This window comes from Pseudomonas sp. I2, assembly GCF_040984075.1.
Taxonomy (GTDB): Bacteria; Pseudomonadota; Gammaproteobacteria; order Pseudomonadales; family Pseudomonadaceae; genus Aquipseudomonas; species Aquipseudomonas guariconensis_B.
In genome coordinates, this window is the sequence record NZ_JBCGFQ010000021.1 from 89781 (window position 1) to 95879 (window position 6099).

Annotated in this window: 3 protein-coding genes; 1 reads left to right on the forward strand and 2 read right to left on the reverse strand. The window is 65.4% G+C overall.

Annotated features, from left to right (window positions below; genetic code table 11):
* Nucleotides 1-67: 67 nt before the first annotated feature.
* The gene (locus tag WCE05_RS13000) at nucleotides 68-3088 is read right to left on the reverse strand and encodes an FAD-binding and (Fe-S)-binding domain-containing protein (protein ID WP_253081473.1); all 3021 of its coding nucleotides are present in this window, start codon (nucleotides 3086-3088) and stop codon (nucleotides 68-70) included.
* Between the two features lie 175 nt (nucleotides 3089-3263).
* Here WCE05_RS13000 and WCE05_RS13005 point away from each other — a divergent pair, with 175 nt between their 5' ends.
* The gene (locus WCE05_RS13005; protein ID WP_253081472.1) at nucleotides 3264-4148 is read left to right on the forward strand and encodes a LysR substrate-binding domain-containing protein; all 885 of its coding nucleotides are present in this window, start codon (nucleotides 3264-3266) and stop codon (nucleotides 4146-4148) included.
* A gap of 145 nt (nucleotides 4149-4293) precedes the next feature.
* On the opposite strand, the gene WCE05_RS13010 is transcribed toward WCE05_RS13005, so the two are convergent.
* Nucleotides 4294-5712 (reverse strand): amino acid permease, encoded by a 1419-nt coding sequence (locus WCE05_RS13010; RefSeq protein WP_225789372.1) that lies wholly within the window; start codon nucleotides 5710-5712, stop codon nucleotides 4294-4296.
* Between the last annotated feature and the right edge of the window lie 387 nt (nucleotides 5713-6099).

Below are 6099 nucleotides of genomic sequence, written 5' to 3' on the forward strand. Positions count from 1 at the left end.
TCGCAAACGCTGTGGTTTGCAGGGCCCTGTGGGAGCGGGCTTGTCGGGGCGCGAGGCGCCCCTTCTTTCAGCGCTGCGCGTACTGCAACACCACCTCCAGCGGATGCCGCATCTGCCGCTCGGTCATGCGCTTGACCTGGCTGCGGCACGAATAGCCGGTCGCCAGCGCCTCCCCTTCCTTGTCCAGCTTGGTCGCCCAGGACTGCTCGAAGATGGTCCGCGAGGTCTCCTGGTTGCGCGCCTCATGGCCATAGGTGCCCGACATGCCGCAGCAGCCAGTGGCCTCGGTGACCAGCTTCAGGCCCAGACGGGCGAACACCTGCTCCCACTGCCGGGTGCTGGCCGGCACGTTGGTCTTCTCGGTGCAGTGGGCCATCAGGCGGAAGCTGCCACTATTGCCCTCGGCCTGCTCGGGCAGCACGTCCATCAGCCACTCCTGGGGCAGCAGCACCTTCGGGCAGCCATCCAGCCCCTCCACCTTCTGGTACTCCTGGCGGTAGACCAGGGTCATGGCCGGGTCCAGCCCCACCAGCGGCACACCACAGTCGGCCAGGGCCTTGAGCTGGGTGGCGTTGCGGATCGCCGCCTTGGCGAAGGCGCCGAGGAAGCCCTGCACGTGCAACGGCTTGCCATTGGCGCTGTAGGGCGCCAGGAACACACGGTGGCCGAGGCGATGGGCCAGTTCGATGAATGCCGCCAGCAGCGGCGTCTCGAAGTAACGGGTGAAGGCGTCCTGGACCAGCACGATGCTGCGCTCGCGCTGGGCCGGGGTCAGTTCGCGCAGGGCTGGCACGCTGGCCACGGCGACACGGCAACGGGTCAGGGTCGACTGGAAGTTGAAGCGGCTGATCAACGGGCTGTCGACCATGCCGACCTTGTCCGCCAGCAGCCGGCTCACCCATTTCGACCCCATCACCGCGTTGTACAGCCCCGGCGCGTGGGCCAGGTAGGGAATGGTGAATTCCAGCGAACCGATCAGGTAGTCACGCAGCGGGCGCTGGTAGCGGCCGTGGTACAGCTCGAGGAAACGCGAGCGGAAGTCCGGCACGTTGACCTTGATCGGGCACTGCCCCGCGCAGGACTTGCACGCCAGGCAGCCGGCCATGGCGTCGTAGACCTCGTGGGAGAAGTCCTCCTGGCCCTGGCTGCGCGCCCGGTTGTTGCGCAGCCGCGCCGGCAGGCCCTTGAGCCAGGACACCTTGTTGCGCGCCGCCGCCAGCACGTCGATATCCGCCGCCCCCTGCAGGCGCAGCCATTCGCGGATCAGCGAGGCACGGCCCTTGGGCGAATGCTGGCGCTCGCGAGTGGCCTTCCACGATGGGCACATGGCGTCGTTGGGGTCGTAGTTGTAGCAGGCGCCATTGCCGTTGCAGTGCACGGCGCTGCCGAAGCTCTGCCAGACCCGCTCGTCGATGGTCCGGTCGAGGTCGCCGCGCAGGGTCACGCCATCGACCCTGGTCAGGCCTTCGGCGTTGTCCGGCGGCGTGCAGATCTTGCCCGGGTTGAGCTGGTTGTGTGGGTCGAAGGCCCCCTTCAAGCGTTGCAGCGCGGGGTACAGTTCACCGAAGTACTCCGGCACGTATTCCGAGCGCAGGCCCTTGCCGTGCTCGCCCCAGAGCAGGCCGCCATAACGCTGGGTCAGCGCCGCCACGGCATCGGAAATCGGCTTGACCAGCGCGGCCTGGGCCGGGTCCTTCATGTCCAGGGCCGGGCGCACGTGCAACACGCCAGCATCGACATGGCCGAACATGCCGTAGGCCAGGCCGTGGCCGTCGAGCAAGGCACGGAAGTCGGCGATGTAGTCGGCCAACTGCTCCGGTGGTACCGCGGTGTCCTCGACGAACGGCTGCGGCCGGACCTCGCCCTCGACGTTGCCCAGCAAACCCACCGAACGTTTGCGCATGGCATAGACACGGGTCACCGCCTCGGCGCCCTCGGCCAGGGTATGGCCCAGGCGCTCGACACTAGTGTCGGCCTTGAGGTGGGCGATGAAGGCCTCGACCCGGGCGTTGACCTCGGCCGGCTCGTCACCGCAGAACTCCACCAGGTTGATGCCCAGGGTCGGACGCTCCGGGTCGGCCGGGAAGTATTCGGCGACGCTGTGCCAGACGATGTCCTGCATGGCCAGCATCAGCACCTTGGAATCGACGGTCTCGATCGACAGCGGCTTGTGCGCCATCAGCGCATTGGCGTCGCGCAGGGCATCCATGAAGCTGGTGTAGCGTACGTTCACCAGTACCGCGTATTTGGGGATCGGCAACACGTTGAGCTTGGCCTCGACCACGTAGCCCAGCGAGCCCTCGGCGCCGCACAACACGCTGTTGAGGTTGAAGCGGCCCTGTTCGTCGCGCAGGTGGGCCAGGTCGTAGCCAGTCAGGCAGCGGTTGAGCTTGGGGAAGGTACTTTCGATCAATTCGCCCTGGGTCTGCTGGATCTCTCGGGCCATGCGGTACACCTCGCCGACCCGGCCAGGCGCGGCACAGGCCTGCTCCAGCGCCTGGTCGTCGATCGGCAGGCTGTGCAGGCGTTCGCCGCCGAGCAGCACGCTGTGCAGCTCGAGCACGTGGTCGCGGGTCTTGCCGTAGGTGCAACTGCCTTGGCCGCTGGCATCGGTGTTGATCATGCCGCCCACGGTGGCGCGGTTGGAGGTGGACAGTTCTGGGGCGAAGAACAGCCCATGGGGCTTGAGCGCAGCATTGAGCTGGTCCTTGACCACGCCGGCCTGGACCCGCACCCAACGCTCCTCGACGTTGATCTGGAGGATCTTGTTCATGTGCCGCGACAGGTCGACGACGATACCGTCGGTCAACGACTGGCCGTTGGTCCCCGTGCCGCCGCCGCGCGGGGTCAGCTTGACCTGGCGAAAGCGCGGCTCGGCCATCAGCGCCGCCACCCGCGCCACATCGTCGGCATCCTGCGGGAACACCGCCGCCTGGGGCAGGCGCTGGTAGATGGAGTTGTCGGTGGCGAGCACCGTGCGGGTGCCGTAGTCGGCACTGATCTGGCCACGGAAGCCGCTGGCACGCAGGGCGTCGAGAAATTCAGGGTAGTTGGCGCTAGGGGCGCTGGTCGGCAACTGGGCGATCATCGATGGATGGCCTCTTGATATTGGCTAGGTCACGGGCATTCGGGTGCAGCTGCAGGGCGTTCCCCTGCAGTTCCGGTATGTATGTTTCAAGACCGGATGACGGATGTGCCAATGTTCCTGTACTTTCCAGCCAGGGGCAAACGGATATTCCTGCCGCTATCGATGAGCTTTATGAATGAATTACCGCCACCTGACACCCTCGATGTCGCTGTTGTTGGCCTTCGAGGCCGCCGCCCGGCACGAAAGCTATACCCGCGCCGCCGCCGAGCTGTCGCTGACCCAGAGCGCGGTCAGCCGGCAGGTGCAGGCCCTGGAGCAGCAGCTTGGGCTGACGCTGTTTCGCCGCGAGGGGCGCCAGGTCCAACTGACCGATGTCGGCCGCCTGTACCAGCGCGAACTGAGCGAAGCCCTGGGCCGCATCCGCAGCGCCACCTTGCAGGCGCTGGCCTATCAGTCCGGCGTCGGCACCCTGCGCCTGGCCACCCTGCCCACGTTCGGCTCGAAATGGCTGCTGCCGCGCCTGCATGCGTTCTACAGCGCCCACCCAGGGATGCTGGTACACATTCATTCGCGGATCGAAGCCATCAACTTCGACACCAGCGAGATCGACGCCGCCATCGGCGTGGCGACCCATGACCTGCCGGGGTTGATCTGCCATCGGCTGCATGCCGAGGAGCTGGTGGTGATCCTGCCACCGGAGGCTGCGGGCGACCCGCAAGGCTGGAGCCCGGCGCGCATCAGCGAGCAGGTGCTGCTGAATGTCGCCAACAACCCCCATGCCTGGGGCGAATGGTTCTCCCACCACGCCCTGGCGCACCGAGCCATGCGCCTGGGGCCGAGCTTCGAGCTGACCTCGCACCTGATCCAGGCGGTACGGGCCGGGATCGGCATCGGCCTGGTGCCGCGAATCTTGGTGGAGGAAGAGCTGGCCAGCGGGGAGCTGTTCAGCGCCGGGTTGCCGTTCGCCAGCCAGCGCAGCTATTACCTGATCTACCCACCGCGCAACGAGGCATTGCCATCGTTGCGGGCGTTTCGCAGCTGGTTGCTGGAGCAGATCTGAGCCTATTGGGTGGGCACTATTTTCACCGCCCTTTGGGGCGCGAAGCGGCCCCGAAATTACACTGCCCGACATTAGCCGACCCTGACAGCAAAAAACCCGATGCCAGTCACCTGGCATCGGGTTTCCCAAGCCTGCGCCTGAGCGCTTACTTGGCCACGCTACCCACCGCAGCGTGGCGCTGCTGGCCACGCTTGCTCTTGAGCAGGTAGCACACGTACATCACCACCAGCCACACCGGAATCGCATACACCGAGATCTGGATCCCCGGAATCTGCAGCATGATGCCCAGGATCAGCACCACGAAGGCCAGGCACAGGTAGTTGCCATAGGGGTACCACAGCGCCTTGAACAGCGGCTTCTGGCCGGTACGGTCCAGGTGCTGGCGGAACTTCAGGTGCGAGTAGCTGATCATCGCCCAGTTGATCACCAGTGCCGCGACCACCAGCGACATCAGCAGCTCCAGGGCGTGCTGCGGGATCAGGTAGTTGAGCAGCACCGCCACCAGGGTGACGCCCGCCGACGCCAGGATCGAGCGTACCGGTACGCCACGCTTGTCGATCTTCGCCAGGCCCGCCGGAGCATCGCCCTGCTCGGCCATGCCGTAGAGCATGCGCGCATTGCAGTAGGTGCCGCTGTTGTACACCGACAGTGCCGCGGTCAGGACCACGAAGTTCAGCAGGTGGGCGGCCACGTCGCTACCCAGCAGGGAGAAGACCTGGACGAATGGGCTGCTGCCGTAGCTACCGCCAGAGGCATCGATGCTGGCCACCAGGCTGTCCCACGGGGTCAGCGAGAGCAGCACCACCAGGGCGCCGATGTAGAAGATCAGGATACGGTAGATGACCTGGTTGATCGCCTTGGGGATCACGGTACGGGGCTTGTCGGCCTCGGCTGCGGTGAAGCCGAGCATTTCCAGGCCGCCGAAGGAGAACATGATGATCGCCAGGGCCATGACCAGCCCGCTCACGCCATGGGGGAAGAAGCCGCCATGGGCCCAGAGGTTGGTGACCGAGGCTTCAGGGCCGCCGCTGCCACTGGTCAGCAGGTAGGCACCCAGGCCGATCATGCCGACGATGGCCAGGACCTTGATGATCGCGAACCAGAACTCGGCCTCGCCGAACACCTTGACGTTCATCAGGTTGATGGCGTTGATCAGCAGGAAGAAGGCAGCCGCCGTGACCCAGGTGGGGATCTCCGGCCACCAGTAGTGGACGTACTTGCCGACCGCCGACAGCTCCGACATGCCGACCAGGATGTACAGCACCCAGCAGTTCCAGCCGGACAGGAAGCCGGCGAAGCCACCCCAGTACTTGTGGGCGAAATGGCTGAAGGAGCCGGCCACCGGTTCCTCGACGATCATCTCGCCCAGTTGGCGCATGATCATGAAGGCGATGAAGCCGCAGATGGCATAGCCGAGGATCATCGACGGACCGGCGGACTTCATCACGCCGGCCGAGCCCAGGAACAATCCGGTACCGATCGCGCCTCCCAGGGCGATCAGCTGGATATGGCGGTTTTTCAGGCCCCGCTTGAGCTCGCCTGACTGCATGTTGTGTCCACTCATGAACGAAGTCACCTGCTTGTTTTTATCTGTGACGGAATCGGACCCACCGCGCTCGTGGCGCAGCGGAATGGGCAAGGTGGTTACCTTGGGTTTCTCGGGACTCGGGCAAGAGCCCTGGGCGGATCAACCGGGAGTCGGCGAGAGTGCGTGGTACGCATAGGGGTCACAGGTAAAACGCGGCGCATTGTATACCCCTGCGCACGCGCAGGCGTCAACGCGTTGCGTCGTTTCCTGATGAAAAAACGCACCGGTCCTGGGGGGAAAGCCTGGAAAGGCGGAGTGATCGGCGTACATGGCGCCTCCATTTGTTGTTTTCGATGCCCGGCTCTGCGGCCCGGCCTTGCACACGGCAATGGCGCTATATCAACGCGGGGCGAGGGTTTGGAC

Excerpts from the sequence above, each read along its gene's own strand:
- WCE05_RS13000 (WP_253081473.1), bottom strand. The coding sequence starts at position 3,088 with ATGATCGCCCAGTTGCCGACCAGCGCCCCTAGCGCCAACTACCCTGAA.
- WCE05_RS13005 (WP_253081472.1), top strand. The coding sequence starts at position 3,264 with ATGAATTACCGCCACCTGACACCCTCGATGTCGCTGTTGTTGGCCTTC.
- WCE05_RS13010 (WP_225789372.1), bottom strand. The coding sequence starts at position 5,712 with ATGAGTGGACACAACATGCAGTCAGGCGAGCTCAAGCGGGGCCTGAAA.